This window comes from Haloechinothrix halophila YIM 93223, from assembly GCF_000504245.1.
Taxonomy (GTDB): domain Bacteria; phylum Actinomycetota; class Actinomycetes; order Mycobacteriales; family Pseudonocardiaceae; genus Haloechinothrix_A; species Haloechinothrix_A halophila.
Genome location: NZ_KI632509.1, coordinates 3,024,640 through 3,044,240 on the forward strand (window position 1 = coordinate 3,024,640; position 19,601 = coordinate 3,044,240).

General features: G+C 68.9%; 22 protein-coding genes. 10 read left to right on the forward strand and 12 right to left on the reverse strand.

The window, feature by feature from the left end; translation table 11 throughout:
- Positions 1-10: 10 nt before the first annotated feature.
- From AMYHA_RS25780 to AMYHA_RS13850, 3 genes are all read right to left on the reverse strand, one after another.
- On the reverse strand, positions 11-967 hold the full coding sequence (locus AMYHA_RS25780; RefSeq protein ID WP_051399891.1) for a type IV toxin-antitoxin system AbiEi family antitoxin domain-containing protein: 957 nt from the start codon (positions 965-967) through the stop codon (positions 11-13).
- Positions 968-1,139: 172 nt separating this feature from the next.
- Positions 1,140-2,126 carry a patatin-like phospholipase family protein gene (locus AMYHA_RS13845; protein ID WP_034271580.1) on the reverse strand — a complete coding sequence of 329 codons (987 nt, stop codon included), beginning with the start codon at positions 2,124-2,126 and terminating at the stop codon, positions 1,140-1,142.
- A 101-nt stretch (positions 2,127-2,227) separates the two neighbouring features.
- Positions 2,228-2,962, reverse strand: a complete 735-nt coding sequence (locus tag AMYHA_RS13850; protein WP_034271582.1) for a class I SAM-dependent methyltransferase — start codon at positions 2,960-2,962, stop codon at positions 2,228-2,230.
- 100 nt (positions 2,963-3,062) lie between these two features.
- Between AMYHA_RS13850 and AMYHA_RS13855 the strand changes: the two genes are divergently transcribed.
- Positions 3,063-4,043 carry a helix-turn-helix transcriptional regulator gene (locus AMYHA_RS13855; RefSeq protein WP_084037214.1) on the forward strand — a complete coding sequence of 327 codons (981 nt, stop codon included), beginning with the start codon at positions 3,063-3,065 and terminating at the stop codon, positions 4,041-4,043.
- Here the strand turns inward: AMYHA_RS13855 and AMYHA_RS13860 are convergent.
- Positions 4,012-4,284, reverse strand: coding sequence for a PASTA domain-containing protein (locus AMYHA_RS13860; protein ID WP_034277202.1), 273 nt, complete (start codon positions 4,282-4,284; stop codon positions 4,012-4,014). The two genes, AMYHA_RS13855 and AMYHA_RS13860, sit on opposite strands and share 32 nt — an antisense overlap.
- A 230-nt stretch (positions 4,285-4,514) precedes the next feature.
- On the opposite strand from AMYHA_RS13860, the gene AMYHA_RS13865 reads away from it, so the two are divergent.
- Positions 4,515-5,510 (forward strand): hypothetical protein, encoded by a 996-nt coding sequence (locus AMYHA_RS13865; protein WP_034271584.1) that lies wholly within the window; start codon positions 4,515-4,517, stop codon positions 5,508-5,510.
- Positions 5,511-5,581: 71 nt separating this feature from the next.
- Here the strand turns inward: AMYHA_RS13865 and AMYHA_RS13870 are convergent, their stop codons facing one another.
- The gene (locus AMYHA_RS13870) at positions 5,582-6,715 is read right to left on the reverse strand and encodes an adenosine deaminase (protein WP_034271586.1); all 1,134 of its coding nucleotides are present in this window, start codon (positions 6,713-6,715) and stop codon (positions 5,582-5,584) included.
- Between the two features lie 297 nt (positions 6,716-7,012).
- Here AMYHA_RS13870 and AMYHA_RS13875 point away from each other — a divergent pair, with 297 nt between their 5' ends.
- On the forward strand, positions 7,013-7,225 hold the full coding sequence (locus AMYHA_RS13875) for a GntR family transcriptional regulator (RefSeq protein ID WP_034271588.1): 213 nt from the start codon (positions 7,013-7,015) through the stop codon (positions 7,223-7,225).
- Positions 7,226-7,265: 40 nt separating this feature from the next.
- On the opposite strand, the gene AMYHA_RS13880 is transcribed toward AMYHA_RS13875, so the two are convergent.
- Positions 7,266-8,522, reverse strand: coding sequence for a cation:proton antiporter domain-containing protein (locus AMYHA_RS13880; RefSeq protein WP_034271590.1), 1,257 nt, complete (start codon positions 8,520-8,522; stop codon positions 7,266-7,268).
- The gene (locus AMYHA_RS13885; protein WP_051399892.1) at positions 8,519-10,387 is read right to left on the reverse strand and encodes a glycoside hydrolase family 15 protein; all 1,869 of its coding nucleotides are present in this window, start codon (positions 10,385-10,387) and stop codon (positions 8,519-8,521) included. Before AMYHA_RS13885 ends, AMYHA_RS13880 begins: the two co-directional genes overlap by 4 nt.
- A gap of 295 nt (positions 10,388-10,682) precedes the next feature.
- Between AMYHA_RS13885 and AMYHA_RS13890 the strand changes: the two genes are divergently transcribed.
- Positions 10,683-11,411 carry a DsbA family protein gene (locus AMYHA_RS13890; protein ID WP_034271592.1) on the forward strand — a complete coding sequence of 243 codons (729 nt, stop codon included), beginning with the start codon at positions 10,683-10,685 and terminating at the stop codon, positions 11,409-11,411.
- Positions 11,412-11,501: 90 nt separating this feature from the next.
- Here AMYHA_RS13890 and AMYHA_RS13895 read toward each other — a convergent pair whose 3' ends face one another.
- Complete coding sequence (locus AMYHA_RS13895; protein ID WP_169732937.1) at positions 11,502-12,320, reverse strand: maleate cis-trans isomerase family protein; 819 nt, start codon at positions 12,318-12,320, stop codon at positions 11,502-11,504.
- Between the two features lie 208 nt (positions 12,321-12,528).
- On the opposite strand from AMYHA_RS13895, the gene AMYHA_RS13900 reads away from it, so the two are divergent.
- The 3 genes from AMYHA_RS13900 to AMYHA_RS13910 all read left to right on the forward strand — a co-directional run bounded on the left by AMYHA_RS13900 (position 12,529) and on the right by AMYHA_RS13910 (position 15,170).
- The gene (locus tag AMYHA_RS13900; RefSeq protein ID WP_034271594.1) at positions 12,529-13,950 is read left to right on the forward strand and encodes a dihydrolipoyl dehydrogenase family protein; all 1,422 of its coding nucleotides are present in this window, start codon (positions 12,529-12,531) and stop codon (positions 13,948-13,950) included.
- Positions 13,951-13,986: 36 nt separating this feature from the next.
- Positions 13,987-14,709 (forward strand): spermidine synthase family protein, encoded by a 723-nt coding sequence (locus tag AMYHA_RS13905; protein ID WP_034271595.1) that lies wholly within the window; start codon positions 13,987-13,989, stop codon positions 14,707-14,709.
- A gap of 128 nt (positions 14,710-14,837) precedes the next feature.
- A complete protein-coding gene (locus tag AMYHA_RS13910; protein WP_051399893.1) occupies positions 14,838-15,170 on the forward strand; it encodes a hypothetical protein in 333 nt (110 codons plus the stop codon).
- A gap of 152 nt (positions 15,171-15,322) precedes the next feature.
- Here AMYHA_RS13910 and AMYHA_RS27575 read toward each other — a convergent pair whose 3' ends face one another.
- Genes AMYHA_RS27575 through AMYHA_RS13930 form a run of 4 tightly spaced genes read right to left on the reverse strand, consistent with a single transcriptional unit; the run spans position 15,323 to position 17,807 of the window.
- Positions 15,323-16,090, reverse strand: a complete 768-nt coding sequence (locus AMYHA_RS27575; RefSeq protein ID WP_051399894.1) for a CopD family protein — start codon at positions 16,088-16,090, stop codon at positions 15,323-15,325.
- Positions 16,024-17,109: a M56 family metallopeptidase gene (locus AMYHA_RS13920; protein ID WP_051399895.1), complete on the reverse strand. Its 1,086-nt coding sequence runs from the start codon at positions 17,107-17,109 to the stop codon at positions 16,024-16,026. Before AMYHA_RS13920 ends, AMYHA_RS27575 begins: the two co-directional genes overlap by 67 nt.
- Positions 17,106-17,513, reverse strand: a complete 408-nt coding sequence (locus AMYHA_RS13925) for a BlaI/MecI/CopY family transcriptional regulator (protein WP_034271597.1) — start codon at positions 17,511-17,513, stop codon at positions 17,106-17,108. Before AMYHA_RS13925 ends, AMYHA_RS13920 begins: the two co-directional genes overlap by 4 nt.
- Positions 17,514-17,561: 48 nt before the next feature.
- On the reverse strand, positions 17,562-17,807 hold the full coding sequence (locus tag AMYHA_RS13930) for an SHOCT domain-containing protein (RefSeq protein ID WP_051399896.1): 246 nt from the start codon (positions 17,805-17,807) through the stop codon (positions 17,562-17,564).
- Positions 17,808-17,885: 78 nt separating this feature from the next.
- On the opposite strand from AMYHA_RS13930, the gene AMYHA_RS13935 reads away from it, so the two are divergent.
- From AMYHA_RS13935 to AMYHA_RS13945, 3 genes are all read left to right on the forward strand, one after another.
- The gene (locus AMYHA_RS13935; protein ID WP_231104749.1) at positions 17,886-18,278 is read left to right on the forward strand and encodes a BlaI/MecI/CopY family transcriptional regulator; all 393 of its coding nucleotides are present in this window, start codon (positions 17,886-17,888) and stop codon (positions 18,276-18,278) included.
- Positions 18,279-18,322: 44 nt separating this feature from the next.
- Positions 18,323-19,153 carry a M56 family metallopeptidase gene (locus tag AMYHA_RS25785; protein WP_169732938.1) on the forward strand — a complete coding sequence of 277 codons (831 nt, stop codon included), beginning with the start codon at positions 18,323-18,325 and terminating at the stop codon, positions 19,151-19,153.
- An 83-nt stretch (positions 19,154-19,236) separates the two neighbouring features.
- Entirely contained in the window at positions 19,237-19,575 is a 339-nt protein-coding gene (locus tag AMYHA_RS13945; RefSeq protein ID WP_051399898.1) for a DUF1707 SHOCT-like domain-containing protein, read from the forward strand.
- Positions 19,576-19,601: the final 26 nt, after the last annotated feature.

The window sequence follows — 19,601 nt, forward strand, 5'->3', positions numbered from 1 at the left end:
GGTGATCAACTCACGCCGCGTCGCGGTGCTGCCGGCCGCGCTGGCGCTCGGCTCCGCGCGTGAAAGCCGCCTGGAGCCGCCGGGCCAGCCGTGACGGATCGTTGGCGTCCTCCCAGCCCCAGCGCACCACCTCGTAGCCCGCGTCGGAGAGCCATTCTTCCCTGCGCTTCTCCGCGCGCAGGATGTCACGGGTGCGACGGCCACCACCCGGCTCGTACTTGCCAAGCCCGTCCGCCTCGCCCACCACGCGGACGTCGTCCCATAGGAAATCGACGCGGCAGCGCGGCCCTGCGGCATCGCCGAGCGTGACCTGGGTTCGCGGTGCGGGCAGATTCTGAGCGTGGATCGCAACCCGGGACAGCGATTCCAGCACCGACTCCGCACGCGGATCGGCGAAGTCCACCACCTGGCGCGCCCGTGCGATGCCGGACCAGGTCCAGCAGTCGATGGTCACGTCGCGGAGTTGGTCTACCGTCACAAGGCCCTGACGCAGGGCCGAGTCCGCCACCACCACGCCTTCGGCGAAAGACCGCGTCCGCGCCAGGTCCACCGCGGTGCGTGCGGCGGACGTGATCGGCACACCGTGCCGGATCGCCCGGTGGTTGCCGGGCAGCGCTGCCGTACGCAGGACATACCCGTTTCGATGCGTCCCTCTGACCGCCGTATCGGTCACCAGGACGGGCTCCGAGGTCGCTGGGTTGAGCAGGTCCAGTCCGAGGATGCGGGCAGCGGACTCCCCGCCCGCCACCGCGTCGAGGCCAAGGACAAGCCGCACCGCCGCGACGTCGAGGGCGTGCCGTCTCTCCGCGCACCCCGCGACAGCGGTGAGCCGCGACGCCTCGACGTACACCCCACGCCGCAGCGCCACCCACATGCCCGTCCGGAGCGCACGCCGAATCGCGGCCTTGTCGCAGCCTGCCGCACGTACCTGGGCCGCGGTGAAGAGGCCGCTCGATGCGTCGGTCACGATGTCCTCCCCCGATCTGGCCGCACCGTACGCCGGAGGTACGACAACGATCACCGACCCTGCTGGTAGTACCACGAACACCGGGCAAACCAGACACGGTTGTGGGCCTACCAGCAGGGTCGGTGATCAACTCACGCCGTGCCGCGCCGCGACCGACGCTGGCGCGCCGCCGCTAGCTTCGCGCGGCGGAGCCGGTGGCGCCGTCGAGAATCGCGGCCATAGCGTCGCGTCCCGCCGCGAGCCCCGCGGAGATCACCGAGCCATCAGATTCCATTCGCCCAACGCGCGGCGTGTCAGGGCCGGGACGAACGGCCAGCATCGCTGGAAAATGATCCGGATTCGTGCTGTGCTTCGCCAGACGCTCGGCCACTTCGGCGGAGTGCGTGTCCCTGGCGAGGAACGCCGCACGGGCGGCCGGCGCGGCGCGGCGCAGCCATGCTCCGGCGATCCGACGCACCACCAGCGGATCGCGGGGCAGTTCCCCGTCCTTGCGTGAGGCGAGCACCAGCAGGTGCGTCGCCCCCGCCGCGAGCGGCGTCTCGAGCGGTACCGACTCGGCCACCCCAGCGTCGAGGTATCGCCTGCCCGCCAGATCGACCGGCTTGCCCGCGACGAGCGGAAGTGCCGCACTCGCCCGCAGCGCGCAGTGCAGTGACGCGGTATCGCGGATGTGCGGGTGCAGGTCAACGGCCAGCCCAGTGTCGACGTCTGTCGCGAGTGGATGGATGCTGATCGCACTGGCCAGGATCTGGGCAGTGTTCAACCCAAGCGTGCGAGCGTAGTACTCACCGATCAGCCACTCGAGATCGACGAGGGGGCGGCGGCGAAGCGGATTGGACAGTCGGGAGAACCGCGCGAAGTCGTCAGGTCGCGTCCAAGCCGTCACCCCGGTGGCGATATCACCGCTGAGCAGCCACGCGGCCGTGAGCGCTCCGGATGACGCGCCGTAGACGGCGTCGAACGCCGACAGCATGCCACGCTCGTGCAGCGCCAGCGCCATGCCACCCGCGATGACACCGCGATTGCCGCCGCCCTCGATCGACAATGCCACGCGATGCCCGTCGGAGCGCCCCCCGGGACGACTGCCCGACGCCAGGCGTTCCCGCACCACGGCGAGCACCGGATGCTCGCAGAGCCCCTCGTCACCATCGCTGGTCATCCAGCCCTCCTGCGCGCTCCTCGCTCACCATAGCGACGCAGCGGTGTCGCGACGCAGCACGCGCCTACGAGGGTCGCACAGGAAGGGCGTCTTTGGGCGTTCTAGGTGCGCGTCGCTTGCACGATGGTGACGCGGCCGAACCGGTGGTCAACGTGGTCAACCTCGCGGGCATCGTCGAAGCCGGCTTCAGCGAGGAGCGCGACGATGCCATCGTCGAGGTTGCGGGCCACGGGCGGGCTGTGTGCCACCCGGGAGCGCAGCAGTTGCGGCAAGTGCCGGAGAACGTGGGCCGGGCCGTGGCCGTGCTGGTGGTGAGCATCCTCGGCGTGGGAGGTGGAGCCGCCGAAGTCGAGGATGGTCACGGTGCCGCCAGGCCGGAGGGCACGCAGCGCGTCGTGGGCGAACGCGACCCTGCCATCGTCGTCGACGTGGTGCAGCGCCAGCGACGAGACGATGTGGTCGAGCGAGGCGTCCTCGGCAGGGATCCGGTTAGCGTAGCCCTGCACGAGGGTGAGGGCGACGCCGCGGCGGCGTGCCTTGCGTGCGGCTCTGCGCAGGCTGTGTCCGTCCGGGTCGAGGCCGGTGATCCGGGCGTCCGGCTGTGCCGCGAGGATCGCCAACGACAAGTTTCCGGTGCCGCAGCCGACGTCGACCACCGCCTGACCTGGCTCGACATCGGCGGCCTCGACGGCACGCTGGTGCAGCGCGCGGACGCCGGCCACCCGGGAGAAGGCGTCATACAGCGGCATCAGCCAGGCCTTGCCCATACCTGGCAGGAACGGGCGGTCTCGCTCTTCCGGAGTGCGCTGGTCGAGGATGCGGATATCGGCTGTCATGGTGAACTCCCGGTGCGCTCGGCGTGGACGTGGTAGATCTGGTTGTCCTACCCAGTTTTGGACATCCTGCGGTTCACTGGCAGCACAGAAGTCGGGAACAATGGCACATTCTTCGGTCAACGACACACAGGGGCCACCCTCGCGCCTGCGCATGGTGCGCCCGGACGGGACACCGGTCTACCGCTACGACCAGCGCCCGGGTGTTCCTCCGGTCTCGGTGACCCGTCTCGACACCCAAGCCGCCGCCGCGCTGCCCGACCATCGGCACGCCCACGACTTTCTCGTCCTGATCTACGTCGAAGAGGGCGCGGGCTCATTCACGATCGACGGTACCGAGCGGCCACTACGCGCCGGGGATGTGCACGCTGTGTCGCCCGGGCAGGTCATCGGTGTCTCGACCGCCACGGAGCTTGCTCACGCCCGCGCATGGGCGGTCGCGTTCACGCCGGACGCGGTGCCCGCTCTGGCAGCCGTCTCGCCGCTGGCCTGGACACGCCATCCGTTGCTCACGATGTTCGCGCCCGGCACAGGGCATAGCCGGGTCGCCGAGCCGGACCGGGCGCGCTGGTCGGCGTGGCTGAGCGAGTTGGCAGAGGAACTGACCGACCCGGGGCGTCTCGGAGCCGGCGACGTCGTCGCTGCCCTGCTCACCCGGGTGCTTGTCGCGACAGCGCGCCTGGCGCCCGCAGTGCGGAGCGCGCCCGACCCGCTGGTGGAACGGGTCTTCGACCAGATCGAGACGACGTTCCGCGAGCCGGTCTCCGCCACCGACGTCGCTCGGGCGCTCGGATACACGCCGGGACACCTCACGACGGTGGTCCGTGAGCGGACCGGCCGCCCGTTGCTGGAGTGGATCACGGAGCGGCGCATGACCGAGGTCAGGCGGATGTTGCGCGAGACCGACCTGCCGCTCGACGTGATAGCCACCCGGACCGGACTGCGCGACGCCACCTATCTCGTCCGGCGCTTCCGAGACCGCTACGGCATCACCCCGCGGCGGTGGCGCCGCAGCCAGCGCGGCAGTCACCGCGACGCCGAGCGTGCGGGTCTCAGACGGGATCGAGGTCGCCCGACTCGGTAAGCGGTGACGGTGACGTGTCCGCGGATTCTCCTGGTGGCCCTGTCCAGAGATGCACAGCGGCGCCCTTCTCGGCACCCGCCGTTCCGATCGGACGTTGGTCGATGATCACGCCTCTTGCCGGCGCGGCGGTCTCGCCCGGTCCCATCGGGACCAGGCCCGCCTTACGCACGATCTCACTGGCATCCGCCGCGCTGAGGCCAACGACGTCGGGTACCTCGGTGATCGGATCGTCACCGACCATGGCATCCGAGTGTAGAGCCAGCATGCGCGGCTGCACAGTGACAACCGCTACCAAGGCGCCAGATCCGGCGCCTGGCGTACGAGCGCCCTACGCCGTCCTGGTTAACCCCGTGTCGTAACCTTCACTCGTTCGTGTCGTTGGCAACGACAGATGTCGCTGCTCGGCGCGAGCTGACGCGTCACGTCGGCGGCGCGGCCATGATCCGTCCCGTTCGCCCGTGAGGTAACCACATGACACTCACACGCATCGCCGCAGTCCTCGCCGCAGCAGGGTTACTCGCCGCCACGGGCACCGCAGCGCACGCCACGCTTTCCGCGACAGGAGGCGGCACCGCCGACCCCTTCACTGGGACGACCGCCACCGAGCTGATCGCGCCAACACCGAGCTGGTACACCGACGAACTGCATGCCGATGCGGTGGCGGCGGCCGAACGCGGGGAGGGTGTCGCGATCCCGGCTGGCGTCGACTACCCGGCGAGCGGCCTCGCGTTCGCCGGCATCCGGCCAGGAGCCTGGATCATTTCCCCCGCGGGATGCACGGCCAACTTCGTGTTCGGCACCGACGGCGACTACTCGATCGGCACAGCCGGGCACTGCGCCGAGGTCGGTGACGAGGTCACGATCATCGCCGCGCCCGGCATCGTCATGGCCATCGGCACAACGGTCACGAGTGTCGACAACGGTGTGGGCGACGACTTCGCGCTGATCGACATCTACCCGGAGATGCAACAGCACGTGAACCCCTCGATGGCACACTTCGGCGGGCCAACCGGCGTCGGCGATCCTCAGTTCGGCGATCTGGTGACACACACCGGCCACGGCGTCGTCATCGGTACCGGCGGCACTCCGCGCGCGGGAGTCGTGGTGTATCGCGGCCCCGGCGACGAGGGCCCCGACTCCGGCGAGGTCAGCCACAGCCGGGGCAAGGACGACAAGGACGGCACCAACGGCAAGGGCAACGGCAATGGCGGTGGCCCGAAGGGCGATAACGGAACCAACGGCGGCGGCACCGCTGATGCCTACGCCTGGGACGGCGCCGCCTCCCCCGGCGACTCCGGCTCACCGGTACGCCACCTCGAAGGCGAGGCCGCTGGCGATCTCACCCACATCGTCGTCGGCGGCCCGTATGCTCCCGGCCTGATCGCGGGAACCTCCATCCAACGGATGCTGGAGATCGCGAACAAGCCCCTGGCCACCGCGCCGAACGGTCCCGACCCGACCGCCTGAGCGGTACCCTCCCTGCGGCCCGAAGTCCGCCAGCGGGATCGCAGTGATCGCCGCTGCGGGCACCGCTCGGCTCAGCCGATGGCGGTGTGATGGTCGGCGACCTTGCCGAACACGGTCTCCGAGCGCAGCGCCGAGTAGCCGGGCTTGATCACCTCGTTGATGAGGGCGAGGCGCTGGTCGAAGGGGATGAAGGCGGACTTCATCGCGTTGACCGTGACCCACTGCAAGTCGTCGAGGTCGTAGCCGAACTCATCGACGAGGCGGCTGAACTCGGTGGTCATCGACGTCTGGCTCATCAACCGGTTGTCGGTGTTGACGGTGACCCGGAATCGCAGTCTTCTGAGCAGGGCAATGGGGTGCTCGGCGATCGACGCCACGGTGCCGGTGTGCACATTGGAGGTCGGACACATCTCCAGCGGGATACGCCGGTCCCGCACGAACGCGGCGAGGCGACCGAGCTTCGGCGTTCCGTCGGCGCCGAAGTCGATGTCATCGACGATGCGCACCCCGTGGCCGAGCCGGGCGGCGCCGCACCATTGGATGGCCTCCCAGATGGACGGCAGCCCGAAGCCTTCGCCCGCGTGGATGGTGAAGTGGCAGTTCGCACGCCGCAAGTACTCGAACGCGTTCAGGAACCGGGTGGGCGGGAAACCGGCCTCCGGCCCGGCGATGTCGAAGCCGACGACCCCGTCGTCGCGATAACGCACCACCAGCTCGGCGATCTCCGTGGCCCGTGTCTCGTGGCGCATCGCGCAGAGCAGCAGCCCAACACGGATGCGGCGGCCAGCTTCGGCGGCACGCGCCGTGCCTTTGCGGAACCCGTCGAGGATCGCCTCAACGACCGCCTCGAGGCTCAGACCACGGTGCGTGCTCAGCTCCGGCGCGTAGCGGACCTCGGCGTAGGCAACGCCGTCGGCGGCCAAGTCCTCGGCGCACTCAGCGGCCACGCGGCTGATCGCGTCCTCGGTCTGCATGACGCCGACCGTGTGGGTGAAGCGGCGCAGGTATTCCTCGAGCGACCCGGCCTCGGCCGCGGCGGCGAACCAGTCGGCCACTCCCGCTTCGTCGGATACCGGCAGCTCGTCGTAGCCGGTCTGCTCGGCCAGTTCCAGCACGGTCGCCGGTCGCAGACCACCGTCGAGGTGATCATGGAGCAGCACCTTCGGGGCGCGCTGGATCTGGTCAAGGCTCGGCACGTCAGGCACGCGTTACCTCCCGATAGCTGCGGGGTTGTCGTGGGCTGGTGGTTGCGGGATGACGCAGGGCCAGTCTGCCGCACGCGGGATCGGAGCGGCCCGCGGTGGTGAGCGGCGCTCGAGGGCGACCCGAGCACCTGTCTGACATCTGTGTTCGCATTGACTGACCCTTCTACCCATCATCCACTCACAAAGTCAAGCCTTATGGACCCTCATCAAGCACCCATCCCGGGTGAGCTTCGAGCGTTGACGGATGTGGCAACCCGGCCTAATTTGTCTGACAACGTCCGATCGAAGGGGTGCATCGTGGCGCCGAGACGTCCGCGTCGGCGACCTGTCGTCGAGCTCTACGAACGGATCGTCAACGCGGTCCGGGACAACGTCTACCCGCCAGGTTCGACGTTACCGTCCGAACCGGCACTCGCCACGGCATTCTCGGTCGAGCGAACACCGCTGCTTGTCGCGAAGTATGTGCTGCCGAGCGGGGCGCCGAGCATCACCGTGCGGCAGTCGCGCTGATCCACGCCCCTTTCGGCCAGTGGATCCGGCCCGGCGTCGGTCAGAGACGGTGCCGGGTGTAGTGCTCGGTGACCGGAACGCGTTCGGATGCCGTCGGCGCGAGGCCTTCGGCACGTCGGGCGAAGCCACGCGCCCAGGGCGACGCGCTGATGCCGTGCGCGTAGACGCTCAGTAGCACCGTCGCCCCGGCGATCACCAGCACGTCGTTGGCGACGGCGACGCCCGCTCGCTCGACGACCAGCAACGCGAACAGGATCGAGGCCAGCCCGCGCGGGCCGAACCAGCCGAGGAACAGCACGGTCTCGGCCCGCACTCCCGAGCCGATCATGGCGACGGCGACGGCCGCGAGGCGCACCACGACCAGGCTGACCACGGCGTAGAGCACCACCGAGACGCCGACCTCTGGCAGCCGGGGGCCGATGATGACCGCGCCGAACATGGCGAACGTGGCCACCGTTAGCAACTCGCCTTCCCGCTCGGCGAACTCGTGCACGTAGGGACACTGCTCGCGCGCGACCGACCCGAAACACAGCCCCGCGACGAACGCGGCCACGAACCCGTTGCCCGTGGCCACCTCGGCCCCGCCGTACGCGAGCCCGGCCAGCGCGAGTACCGCGAGACGTCGATAGGTGGCCGTGACCCAGCCCGCCTGGTCCATGCGCCGCAGCAGCCACCCACCGACGTTGCCGACGACGACTCCGACCGCGACACCGAGCCCGATCTGGCGCAGCATGAACCACACCCACGATCCGGTGGATCCGATATCGCCCTGCGCCGAGGCGGCGAGGGCGACGAACAACATCACCACCGGCAGCGCGAGGCCGTCGTTGAGCCCGCTCTCGACGTTCAACGTCTGCCGCAGCCGCACCGGCAAGCGGCGGTCGGCGATCACCGCCGCGCCCAGCGCCGCGTCGGTCGGGACAAGCACGGCAGCCACCAAGGCGGCGTCCCACAGACCGAAGGCTGGGAAGATCAGCACGGCGGCCGCTGTGCCCAGTACGACGGCGACCGGCAGGCCGATCGCGAGCAACCGCAGCGGGAAATGGTACTCCCGACGCAGCGCTGACAGGTCGATCCGCACCGCGTCGGTGAACAACACCAGCACCAGGGTCGCCTCGGCGAGCACGCGCACGGCGCCCTCGCTCACGTCGCCGCTGAGGACGTCCAGCCCGGCATCGCCGAGCACGAGACCAGCGGCGACGAAGACCATCGGCGCGGTCACCGGGCTGCCGCTCGTCCGGCCTGACACCAGCCCATACGCGAGGACGAGCCCCGCCAGCACCAGTAGGTCGATCACGGCGCGGTCCTTCCACCATGGGGTCGCACGCGACGTGTTGAGCGCGCTGTCCGTGCCTGGTCGATATCGGCAGCGGCGTTGATCAGTCCGATGTGGCTGAAGGCTTGCGGGTAGTTCCCCAGCAGTTCGCCCGTACGCGGGTCGATCTCCTCGGACAGCAACCCGAGGTCACTGGTGGCCGCGCACAGCCTGTCGAACAACCGCTCGGCACGCGCCAGCTCTCCTGCCTGCGCCAGGGCGGAGACGAGCCAGCACGATGCGAGCACGAACGTGCCTTCCTCGCCGACAAGGCCGTCGGTGTTGCGACCGTCATGGGCGCGATAGCGCAGCACCAGCCCGTTCTCGGTGAGATCCCGGGCGATCGCGTCGATGGTGGCACGCATCCGTTCGTCGGTGGCTGGCACGAAGCCGTAGATCGGCATCAGCAGCACGCTGGCGTCCAGCTCATCGGAGTCGAAGGCTTGCGTGTATGCCTGCCGCGTTGTGCTCCAGCCCTGCTCGAGGATCACATCACGGATGCGGTCGCGTTCGGTCGCCCACACGGCGGCGCGGGAAGGGTTGCCCAGATCAGGGGCCAGCCGCACCGCCCGGTCGAGGGCCACCCAGCACAGCAGTTTGGACGAGAGGTGGTGCCGCGGCTCGCCCCGGCTCTCCCACATGCCAGCGTCGGGCTCGCGCCAGCGGCGCACCGCGGTTTCGGCCAGGTCGGTGGCGAAGTGTTGTATTTCCGGATGCAGCGTGCCCAGCCGTTGCCGGTACAGGTAGAGCGCGTTGAGCAGCTCCCCGTACACGTCAACCTGGATCTGGCACCAGGCACCGTTACCGATACGGACGGGCCGGGAGTCCCGCCAGCCGCGCAGGTGCGGCAACTCTCGCTCGGACAGGTCGTGTTCTCCGGTAATGCCGTACATGATCTGCAGCGATGACTCGTCGCGGGCGCTACCACCGGCCGCGCTTGTCATAAACGACACGAAGTCGACCGCCTCGTCCGGGCACGCGCCGGTGTAGAGCGCTTCCATCGTCAGGCTGGCATCCCGGATCCAGGCGTAGCGGTAGTCCCAGTTGCGTTCGCCGCCGATTTTCTCCGGCAGCGACGTGGTGGGCGCGGCGACGATCGCGCCGGTGGGTTTGTAGCTCAGGCCCTTGAGCACCCGGGAACTGAATCGCACCAGCTCGTGGTGCGGACCCTGGTAGATGTCGTGCTCTGCCTCCCACGACCGCCAGGCCGCTGCCGTGTCGTCGATGCGCTGCCCGACGCGTTCGGGTGCTGTCGGTTCCGGTGGTGGACGCTCCGGCGGCCCCCACACCAGTGAGAAGCCGCGTCGCTGCCCGGCAGCCACCCGGAATCGTGCATCGGCGCGATCGCGCTCACCGTGCAGCGGTACCGGGGCGCGCATCGCGAACTGGTTCGGGCCACCGAAGGTCCGCGCGCCACCTTCGACCACCCGCAGCAACGGGCGCACCAACCCGTACTCGGGCCGGGGAACGAGTTCCATCGCGAAGTCCACGGTGCCCGAGATGCCCTCGACCTCACGTACCAATTCGTGTGGCGCGTCGCGGCCCAGATCGTCACCGCGCTGACCGTGCGGGACAAGCAAGGCGTCACGCAGCCGCGCCGAACCGGACGCGGTGTCGAACGTCGTTTCCAGCACCAGGGTGCCGGGCATATACCGCCGCCGCACCGTCACGGTGGTATCGGTCGGTGAGATCGCCCAGTGGCCGCCGTCCGGATCGAGCAGCCGGGTGAACACCGACGGGCTGTCGAAGCGTGGCAGGCACAACCAGTCAACCGAGCCGTGCCGGTCGACGAGGGCGGCGGTACCGCAGTCGGACAGCACACCGTAGTCGGCGATCGGCGTTGACATCGTCACCTGCGTCGCTGAGGCCGCTCCGCGGCTCACCTATTCTGACGGTCGAATTACCAAGGATTTCGTACCCCAACTAAACCGGAAGTCACACCGGCACGCCAGCGGAACAAGACGAGTGTGTCAGCGTCCTAACAGTTCTGCTGACATATTCGACGGTACTACTCGCGAGCAGACCGATGTGGGCGGATTCGGCGACGTCATACTACTTTCGTGCCCTCAGGCAATGAGAAATGTGTGGCTCAACTGCGCCGTTCCCTCGGCCGTCCTGATGACTCGCGGTTAGGCTCGTTCCATGACGGATGCGGATATCCATTTCTACTTCGACCCGGTGTGCCCGTTCTGCTGGATGACCAGCAAGTGGCTGCGGATGGTGCAAGAAAAGCGCGGTTACACGGTGGACTGGCGTTTCATCTCACTGCGGCTTGTCAATGCCACAGTGGATTACGATGCGCACTTCCCGCCCGAGTACGAGGCGGGCCACACCGCGGGGCTTCGGCTGCTGCGGATGGCGGCTCGCATCCGCGCAGAACACGGCCGCGAGGCCATCGGCCGACTGCACGTCGCACTCGGGACACACATCTTCGACCGTGAGCCGCCCGCTGACACGGCAGGGGACCACGGACGTGTCGGCACCCGCGAGTTCGTCGAGCCGATCCTGGCTGAGCTGGGCCTGCCGGACGACCTCGCCGATGCACTCGACGACGCCAGCTGGGACGAGGAGATCAGCGCGGAGTCCGACGAGGCACGCGCACTCACCGGTAAGGACGTCGGCACGCCGATCCTGCACTTCGAGCCTCCTGCGGGTGTCGCGTTCTTCGGTCCGGTGATCAGCCGTCTGCCGACCGAGGAGCAAGCCATCGAACTCTGGGACCACGTCATCGGCCTCGCCCGCTTCCCCGGTTTCGCTGAGCTGAAGCGCAGCTTGCGTGAGCGCCCGCAACTGCGGGCATTCGGGGTGAGCGAGGACGAAGCGGGACTCGAGGAGGACTGGCACGGCGGTAGCCGACGGCAGAAACGCTGACGGCTCGGGCCAGAGGACTGCCGCGGAACCGCACGCTTACCACGCCACATCGACTCGCCGGGGTGATGTGGCGTGGCGATGTCTGGCGGGTCAGGGCGCGACCGGCGACGCCGAGGCGCCAGTGGCAATCGTCCGGTGCCACCCACCAGGGCCGACCATGGGCAGCTCCATCCGTTCCAGGCAGGCCCACATGGTCAGCTGGTTCGCGGTCAGCAGCGGCTTGCGCAGCACCTTCTCCAGCGGCTCGATCAGGTCGTAGGTCGGCAGGTTGGTGCAGCTGACGAAGATCGCTTCCGCCTCAGGACGGTCCGCACGCAGGATGTGCTCGGCGATGGTGCGGTAGCACACCTTCCAGATTCCACCGCCGAGACCGAGATGCTCGCTGGCCACCGTCTCAACGCCAAGCTCGGCCAGAAACTCGTGCAGCTTGGTGGTGAGGTCCTCGACGTAGGGCGTGATCACGGCGATCCGGCGCAGGTCGAGGCGCCGCAGCACCTCGGCCAGCGCACCGGATGTCGTGACCGCGTCCGGCGGCCCGACCGCACAGATCGCCTCACGCAGCCGACGCTCACCATCAACCCCGTTGACGAAGCTGCCCGAGCTACACAGGTACGCCACCACCTCTGGCTCGACATGCAGCACATCGCGCGTAGCGGCGGCCACATGCTCGGAATCGCTGACAAGCCGCGCCATGTCCAGGCTGACCGGCACCGGTTCGTAGGGAGTGCGAGCCAGGTGCAGCGAGACATCGATCGGTGCCCAGCGCCATAGCTCACGTTCGAGCGCCAGGTCGAAGGGAGCGATCACGCCAATCCCCCGCTGCGCCACCGGACCCGTGAACGCTGAGCCCAGCTCCGCGATCGTGTCCTCCCAACGCTGAGCCTTCTCCGGATCACGAAAGGTCACCATCACGCTCACCTGCTCCCTGGCGTTCACCATGCCTGCCTGCCAGCTGGTCCGGCAGGCCTCCGGGCCGCTTACCCGTGGAACACCACGTGAACACCTCATCATCCCAGCTGAGCGATCATCGTGTCATCCACATGACACTCCAGGCAGCGCGTCCGCGCCCACGGTGTTGAGATGGAGGCAGGTATCCGTAACTGGCGAGGACTTTCGAATGAACACCCCTGGGACCACCACGGCAGAGCAGTACGACGTCATCGTGATCGGTGGCGGATCGACGGGCGAGAACGTCGCGGGCTACGCCACGCAGAACGGCCTCAGCGCCGTCGTCGTCGAAAGCGAACTGGTCGGCGGTGAGTGCTCGTACTGGGCGTGCATGCCGAGCAAGGCGCTGCTCCGGCCGGGTGAGGCGCTCGCGGCGGCTCGCCGGGTTCCGGCGGCGGCAGGCGCGGTGACCGGTTCCGTTGACGTCGATGCCACCCTGCGCGCCCGCGATCGGTTCAGCAGCAACTGGGACGACACCGGTCAGCAAGAATGGCTCGAAGGCGAGGGCATCGACCTGATGCGCGGCCACGGCAGGGTGACAGGGGAACGCACGGTCGAGGTGACCACCGGCGACGGGGAGCGGGTCACGCTCACCGCACGTAAGGCCGTCGTGCTCGCTACCGGAACGGCGGCGGCGGTGCCGCCTATCGAGGGGCTGCGGGAGAGCAACCCCTGGGACAACCGGCAGGTGACCACGACCAAGGAGATCCCAGCCCGGCTGCTCGTGCTCGGCGGCGGTGTCGTCGGCACCGAGATGGCACAGGCCTACCGCAGCCTCGGCGCCGAGGAAGTCGTCATCGTGGAGATGGCCGACCGCCTACTGCCCGCGGAAGAGCCCTTCGCGGGCGACGAGCTGGCCGCCGCGTTCGACGAGGCAGGCATCAGGGTGCTGACCGGCTCGAAAGCCACGCGGGCACACCGTGAGGCCGCGGACGGACCGGTCACGCTCGTCCTGGATGACGGCAGCGAACTGGTGGGCGACGAACTGCTGGTAGCCGTTGGGCGCAAGGCGCGCACCGACGACATCGGCCTGGACACCATCGGCTTGCGGCCCGGTGACTACGTCGAGGTCGACGACCAGCTCAGGGCGCGCGGCGTCGCGGGCGACTGGCTCTACGCCGCGGGCGACGTCAACGGCCGCGCGCTGCTGACCCACCAGGGCAAGTACCAGGCACGGCTGGTCGGCGACATCATCGCGGGCAAGGACCTCGCCGCATGGGCCGACCACACCGCCGTGCCCCGCGTGACGTTCACCGACCCGCAGGTCGCGGCCGTCGGCGACACCGAGCGGCAGGCCCGCGAGCGCGGCATCGACGTCCGGACTGTGAGCCTCGACCTCGGCCACACCGCGGGCGGCGCGCTGCAGGGCAAGGGGTTCGGCGGCACCGCGCAACTCGTCATCGACCAGCGGCGCCGCGTCATCGTCGGCGCGACGTTCGTCGGCCCTGGCGTCGGCGAGATGCTGCACGCCGCGACCATCGCGATCGTCGGCGAAGTATCGATGGATACGCTGTGGCACGCCGTCCCGGCGTTTCCCACCGTCAGCGAAGTCTGGCTGCGGCTGCTCGAAGCCGACCGGGAGCTCGGCTAACCAGCACGTGACCGCCAGCACCCCGAAGGAGACACCGTGGCCAAGCGCTTCGAGGAGCTGGACTGGCGCCAGACCCCGATGGGTGAGTTGGTCCTGCGCCGCCGCTGGGACCTGACCGTCCAGGCCGAGGTCTACGAGATCAAACTCGACGACGAATACCTGATGTCGAGCCTGTTCACCGTCGCCGAAGCCGAAATCGGCCACCAGGCGCTCGCCGCCCTCCCGAACACGGAGCTCGACATCGTCGTCGGCGGCCTCGGTCTCGGCTACACCGCACAAGCCGTGCTCGCCAGTGAGAACGTGCGATCGCTCATCGTCATCGACGCACTCGACGCCGTCATCGACTGGCACCAGCGCGGGCTCATCCCCGCCGGTGTCGAGTTAAGCGCCGACCCCCGGTGCACGCTCCAGCACGGCGACTTCTTCGCCCTGGCCCGCTCGGCAACCGGGCTCGACCCCACCCAGCCCGGACGACGGTTCCACGGCATCGTCATCGACATCGACCACTCACCGAAGCACCTGCTCGACCCCAGCCACGCCGACTTCTACACTCCCGACGGGCTGCGGCACCTCGCCGGACACCTGCATCCCGGCGGCGTCGTCACCCTCTGGTCCAACGACCCGCCCGACGAGGATTTCACCGCCGCACTGAAGCGCGACTTCATCGACGTGCGCTCGGACGTCGTCACCTTCGACAACCCACTCCAGCAGCGCTCCGCCACCGCCACCATCTACCTGGCGACCACACCCACACCGTAGGCGAGCACGACAGGCTGTTGCCGACTCCCGCTCGGCGTGCCTGTCTGTGTCCCGTTGTCGGGCATGGGGCGCGCGCTGGCGGGTACCCGGTAACCCAGCCCCTGCAACCGACGTGATTGCGGATCCTGATGACGGACGACCCGACAACACCCAACACCGCACAGATCACGGTGTGGCGCAACTTGCTGGACGCGTTCTCGCAGCTGAGCGCCGCGTGGGAGACGGCGCGAGACGCGCAGCAGAATGAATCCGACGAAGCAGGACCCGGCACTACCGACATCCCGGCTGACCTGGTGACATCCTTCGCCCGAGCGGGCACCCGAACATCGGAAGCACTGACCGGGCTCGCCGAAGTGCTGTCTCGCCAGCCAAACGGCGAGCAGTTCGCTCAGGTCAGGGAGTCTCAGCAAAAGGCACACAAAGACTGGTCCGCTGCTCACGGTGCTACCTCGTCGACTTGATCGAGCTGAGGCGCCGCGCGCCGATTGCTTTCTCGCCGCAGACTGTTGATCACCGACCCTGCTGGTAGTACCAACAAGTCCGGGCAAACCGGACGGCTATGTGGGCCTACCGGCAGGGTCGGTGATCGCGGAACGGAGACCGGTCGCCTCCGTTATCCGTCCGGGTAGAGGAACCTGCGTGTGAACACGTGCTTGGGCCCGGTGAGGGTTTCTTCGGTGATCCGCCCGCGTTTGTCCAAGGTGACCTCCGCGTGGGTACCGGCGGCAGGGAAACCCATCAGCAGCCTGGTGGCACCCGACTCAGACTCGACCCGTGCGGCGATCGGAGCAACCCCGGAATTATAGGGCTCATTGGATAGGAACGTCTTTCCGCCGACGCGCACGGTCTTCGTCACCCGGCCGAGCCGCTGCCGCCGCAGCGCCCACCTCCCCGCCAGCGCCAGGCCGGCGGCCATCGCCACGAGTCCGAGCTTGACCAGCAACGACTGACCGTAGGCAGTGGTCGTCAACGCGGGCAACGGCACGAGCAGCAACGCCATCGTCAGGCCGGTGGCGACCACGAGCACGAACACCCACGCCGCCATCCGGGCATAGCTGACCAGCACCCACCGCACCGCTCCCCGCCAGGAACGCCACAGCAATGCGGCACACCCGACATGCAGCAGCGTCCCGACCCACAACGCGGCGGCCGCCAGGTGCACCCCGGTCAACGCCGCACCCGCGATCGGGAGCTCGACGTTGCTGTGCGAGCCAACGCCTTCAGCGACCGGCACCGCGACCAGTGGCAGCAGCGCCCACATCCGGCGGCGCAGCGCGAACAGGACCAACGCCAGGCCGAAGCCAGCCGCATGTGTCAGGACGACGAGCCCTGGGCCGCTGTCCCACAGCGCCGACGCCGATCCGATGTCGGTGACCAGCACCGCGCCGGAAGCCAGCGCGGCGAGCAGCCCGAGCGCGGCACCATAGTGCGACCACGGCCGGAGCGGGCGCAGGTCGGGATTCTCCCGGCGGGCGATCGCGGTGATCCGCTCCCCGATGAGCCCGCCGAAAGCCAGCGCGAACCCGGCAAGCAGCAACCACCGGACCACTGCCGCGGTCGGGCGGGCGGAGGCGGTTCGGCCAGCCGCTCCGCGCGGGCGAGCACGCCGACGCCGGTCGCTCCCAGCGCTCCGGCGGGGATCGACGCGCCACCGGAGAGGGCCAGCAACGCACCGAGCACCGTGCGCGGGTCATTGCGGCGCACGGCGACGTCGTCAGCGCAGATCTCGAGCAGCGTGGCGACCTCGGATGCGGCTGTCCTGAACAGGGCCACCCCGGGGAGGGTGGTGGCCAGCCCGCGCGTGGCGGCCAGCAGCAGGTGGTGTCGCCCGTTCAGGTGTGCCCGCTCGTGGGCCAGGACCGCCGCCAGGTGGTCGTCATCGAGTGCGTCGAGCGCGGCACTGGTGACCACGATCGTGTCCGGTCTGCCCGCGACGCAGTACGCGGCGCGTTCCGGAGCATCCAGCACCACCGCGTCATGCCCCGCCATACGCCGTCCGACGACACGCGCCATCGACGCGTGACGATGCGTGCAGCTGCGTGCGCGCGCCATGGATCTCCCCCAGCGCCACACCAGTGACGCCAGAGCCGCGCTGGCGATGACGGTGAGCGCCACCAATCCGGATTGGAGGAGCACGCCCGCATCACCAGCGGCGATGCCATGCAACGTGGTCACGCAGGCGGTGAAGAGTGCGCCCGGCTGCCGCCAGTTGCGGAGCAGTTCGACCGCGAGCACGACGGTGGCCGCTACCCAGGACGCCAGCACAGTGCCTGCCGCCGTCAGCCATGCCGCGATGCCGAGCCGGGGTGCCACGCCCGCCCTGGTCAACCGCACCAGCACGCGCGGGGCGAAGACAGTGATGACGAGGCTGTAGAGCAGCAGGCAGATGGCGACTGTCACGACGCGCCGTCACGAGATGCCAGCCGCCGCATCACGCTTCGTAGCCTGCTCGACTCTTCCTCGCTCATCTGCGCGAGGAAGTGGCTGAGAACCACATCGGGGTTCTCGCTGCCGGTGAGCGCGTCCCGCATCAGGCGGGCGCTGTACTCCTCGCGGGTCAGCGTGGGCCAATAGTGATACGCCTTGCCGTGTTTCTCCCGGTCAAGCCAGCCCTTGCGGTGCAAGGTGTCCATTGTGGTCATCACGGTGGTATAGGCGATCTCTCGGGACTGCCGCAGGTCTTCCAGCACGTCGCGCACAGTGGCCTTGCCGGTACGGCACCACATCTGGTCCATGACCACCGACTCCAGATCGCCGAATCCGCGCACCACAACCTCCCGATTCCGCCGGACCAGTCTAGCCATACCGGGCCACGCGAGAATCGGCAGGAGATCAGCGATGGTCAGAACCGCTCAGTATCGCCGGAGAGTGTCGAGGCGGCGGGTGTACTCCTCCTGGTCGATCTCACCGGCCGCGTAGCGGCGCCGCAGCTCGCGTTCGGCGGCGTCCTCGTCAGCCGCGTCCAGCGCGGGCCTGCCTCTGTCCTGCGACGACTGGACCAGCCAGATGACCCCCGCGACCACCAGCGCCAGCACCGCGAGTCCCGCCAGGCCCCACACCAGCATCATCCAGCCCATGCCCATCATGCCGTCCATCATCGGGTGTACCTCCTTGCCGGCTCGGTCACGCGGAGATGGATCCTTGGCTACGACACGACTGTAGTAGACAATGGGCCCGTGGACGAGCGCACAGAGCAGGCGAGCAAGATCCTCGGACGCCTCGGCGCCGAGGTGATGGAGGTGCTGTGGTCGGCCGGGGAACCGATCACCGTCAGGATGGCGCTGGAGCGGCTGAACGAAGGGCGGGCCGAGCCACTGGCCTACACCACCGTGATGACGGTGCTGGCGCGGCTAGCCGAGCGGGGGGCGGCGAAGCGCACCGCTGCCGGACGTGGCTACCGGTACGAACCTGCGGTCGCTGACGCGGCCGAACTCGCGGTGCGAAATGTGGTGCGCGACCACGGTGAGGCGGCCGTCGCCCACTTCGTCGACCAGGCACGCGCTGATCCGCGCCTGCTGCGCCGTCTGGAGCAGCTGCTCGATGGTCCCGCACAGCAGGGCGATCCCTGATGCGACGGCGGGGACAGACAGCACTACACGTCACCATGCTGGCCGTGCTGACCGCAGGCGTGGTGTACGGGGTCGTCATGCTGATCGGGTACCTCGTCATGCTCGTCGCGGTGGCGTTCGGCGCTGCCCCGATGACCGAGCCGACACCGCCCCGGGTGGTGTTCGGCGTCCTGATGGTGCTGTTGTGGGGCGGAACCATCGTGGCCGGACTCCGCGCACTGCTGTCGCAGTACCGGCGCGGCCGCGCCCTGACCGAGTGGGTCGCACTCGCCGCGGTCGAACCGTCGGCGCCGCTGGCGGCGGCCGCAGCGCGGGCGGGCGTGTCGGGACCAGCGCTGCAGGTCGCCGATGACGACGCCTACGCGTTCACCTATGGGATCTGGCGGCCGCGCATCGTGGTGAGCACCGGGCTCGTCGAGGCGGCCACCGCCGATGAGCTGGTGGCGGTGCTCCACCACGAAGACTGCCACGTCCGCAACCGGGACCCGCTGAAGGTCCTCGCGCTGCGTACCTGGACCGCGGCGTTCTTCTACCTCCCGGTGATCGGCTCGCTGCTCACCCGAATACTCGATCGGCAGGAACTCAAGGCCGACCGCGCCGCCCTCCGCGCGTGCGGCGTCTCTCCTGTGGCGGGCGCGCTACTCAAAGCCGTCGGCCGACCGGCGGCCGGACGTGGCACGGCCGTCGCCTCGCTGGGCGGACCCGCGCTGCTCGACGCCCGCATCACCCAGCTGGAAACCGGCGACGGTCCCCCACTACCCAGCGCGGTGACCGCCAGAACGGTGCTGGCCAGCGCGCCAGGCATCGGGCTGATCGCCATGTACGGGGTACTGCTGTACCAGGTCTGCCTCGCCGTCACGGTCTGCTGCGGCTGAACTCGTTTACATCTACTACATATACATAGTACTATCTCTTCGTAGTAGATGAGGGTGGCCGGAGGTAGTTGATGGATTCGCACATGCGTGCCTCGGACGCTGACCGCGCGAGGGTGGCCGATGTGCTGCATCGGCACACCGCCGACGGTCGGCTCACCCTTGACGAGTTCGACCAGCGCGCTGCCGCCGCGTACGCGGCGCGGACGATCGGCGACCTCGACGTCCTCACCGTCGACCTGCCACCCCTGACTGAATCCACTCGCGGTGCTGAGCCCAGCAAGGAGCCGGCGACTAGCTCTGCCGCGCCCCGGCTGTGGGCGCTCGCTGGCCTGGTGGTGGCGCTCATCGCCGCCAGTGGCCTCATCGGCGGTGTCACCGACGCCGCGGCCGCTGGCGCCATGATGGACGGAATGTGTCACTGAGTCACGGGCCGTTCCGGCCGCGCCAC

What these genes read in the sequence shown, in the direction of transcription:
- AMYHA_RS13925 (WP_034271597.1), bottom strand. Translation starts at nt 17,513, where the DNA reads ATGGCTAGACTGGTCCGGCGGAATCGGGAGGTTGTGGTGCGCGGATTC.
- AMYHA_RS13900 (WP_034271594.1), top strand. Translation starts at nt 12,529, where the DNA reads ATGAACACCCCTGGGACCACCACGGCAGAGCAGTACGACGTCATCGTG.
- AMYHA_RS13895 (WP_169732937.1), bottom strand. Translation starts at nt 12,320, where the DNA reads ATGGTGACCTTTCGTGATCCGGAGAAGGCTCAGCGTTGGGAGGACACG.
- AMYHA_RS13945 (WP_051399898.1), top strand. Translation starts at nt 19,237, where the DNA reads ATGCGTGCCTCGGACGCTGACCGCGCGAGGGTGGCCGATGTGCTGCAT.
- AMYHA_RS13865 (WP_034271584.1), top strand. Translation starts at nt 4,515, where the DNA reads ATGACACTCACACGCATCGCCGCAGTCCTCGCCGCAGCAGGGTTACTC.
- AMYHA_RS13855 (WP_084037214.1), top strand. Translation starts at nt 3,063, where the DNA reads ATGGCACATTCTTCGGTCAACGACACACAGGGGCCACCCTCGCGCCTG.
- AMYHA_RS13890 (WP_034271592.1), top strand. Translation starts at nt 10,683, where the DNA reads ATGACGGATGCGGATATCCATTTCTACTTCGACCCGGTGTGCCCGTTC.
- AMYHA_RS13850 (WP_034271582.1), bottom strand. Translation starts at nt 2,962, where the DNA reads ATGACAGCCGATATCCGCATCCTCGACCAGCGCACTCCGGAAGAGCGA.
- AMYHA_RS13845 (WP_034271580.1), bottom strand. Translation starts at nt 2,126, where the DNA reads ATGACCAGCGATGGTGACGAGGGGCTCTGCGAGCATCCGGTGCTCGCC.
- AMYHA_RS13885 (WP_051399892.1), bottom strand. Translation starts at nt 10,387, where the DNA reads ATGTCAACGCCGATCGCCGACTACGGTGTGCTGTCCGACTGCGGTACC.
- AMYHA_RS13930 (WP_051399896.1), bottom strand. Translation starts at nt 17,807, where the DNA reads ATGATGGACGGCATGATGGGCATGGGCTGGATGATGCTGGTGTGGGGC.
- AMYHA_RS13860 (WP_034277202.1), bottom strand. Translation starts at nt 4,284, where the DNA reads ATGGTCGGTGACGATCCGATCACCGAGGTACCCGACGTCGTTGGCCTC.
- AMYHA_RS13910 (WP_051399893.1), top strand. Translation starts at nt 14,838, where the DNA reads ATGACGGACGACCCGACAACACCCAACACCGCACAGATCACGGTGTGG.